The following is a 1,195-nucleotide window of genomic DNA, read 5'->3' as shown; positions in this document are numbered from 1 at the left end:
GTGTCTAAGGAAAAATTCGAAAGAGATAAGCCGCACATCAACGTGGGCACCATTGGTCACGTCGACCACGGCAAGACGACGCTGACGGCGGCGTTGACGCGCGTGAGCGCGGAAGTGTTCGGCGGTGAGGCGCGTGCGTTTGACCAGATCGACAACGCGCCGGAAGAGAAAAACCGCGGAATCACAATCGCCACGTCCCACGTGGAGTACGGCTCCGAGAGCCGCCACTATGCGCACGTTGACTGCCCCGGCCACGCGGACTATGTGAAGAACATGATCACTGGCGCGGCGCAGATGGACGGCGCGATCCTGGTGGTGTCCGCCGCTGACGGCCCCATGCCGCAGACCCGCGAGCACATCCTGCTGTCACGCCAGGTTGGCGTGCCGCACATCGTGGTGTTCCTCAACAAGGCCGACATGGTCGATGATGAGGAGCTGCTCGAGCTGGTTGAGATGGAAGTGCGGGAGCTGCTCAACGAATACGACTTCCCGGGCGACGACACGCCGATCGTGACCGGCTCCGCGCTGATGGCGATGGAAGGAAAGGATGACAACGGCTACGGCACCACCGCGGTGGCGAACCTGATCAAGGAAATGGACGCGCACATTCCCGAGCCCGAGCGCGCCATCGATCAGCCGTTCCTGATGCCGATCGAGGACGTATTCTCGATCTCCGGTCGCGGTACCGTTGTCACCGGCCGTGTTGAGCGCGGTGTGGTCAAGACCGGCTCCGAGGTGGAGATCGTGGGTCTGCGCGAGACGCAGAAGACCGTTTGCACCGGTGTTGAGATGTTCCGCAAGATGCTCGACGAAGGTCGTGCGGGTGAGAACATTGGCGCGCTGCTGCGTGGCACCAAGCGTGACGACGTTGAGCGTGGCCAGGTTCTGGCCAAGCCGGGCAGCATCACGCCTCACACGAAGTTCGAGGGCGAGATCTACGTCCTGAGCAAGGACGAGGGTGGTCGCCACACGCCGTTCTTCACCGGCTATCGCCCGCAGTTCTACTTCCGGACCACGGACGTGACCGGCACCTGTGAGCTGCCCGAAGGCGTTGAGATGGTGATGCCGGGTGATAACGTGAAGCTGGTAGCCACACTGATCGCGCCGATCGCGATGGAAGACGGGCTGCGCTTTGCGGTACGCGAAGGCGGCCGGACTGTCGGCGCCGGCGTGGTGACCAAGATTATCGAGTAAT

At 62.5% G+C, this 1,195-nt stretch carries 1 protein-coding gene; it reads left to right on the top strand.

Annotation, left to right across the window (positions count from 1 at the left end):
• Entirely contained in the window at positions 1-1,194 is a 1,194-nt protein-coding gene (gene tuf / locus H4I92_RS00145; RefSeq protein ID WP_077528630.1) for an elongation factor Tu, read from the top strand.
• The last annotated feature ends 1 nt before the right edge of the window (position 1,195 follow it).

The sequence above is a fragment of the Vreelandella halophila genome (assembly GCF_019903425.1).
Classification (GTDB): domain Bacteria; phylum Pseudomonadota; class Gammaproteobacteria; order Pseudomonadales; family Oleiphilaceae; genus Halospina; species Halospina halophila.
Note: the sequence above shows the minus strand (reverse complement) of the source record. Positions and strands in the feature narration are given on the sequence as shown.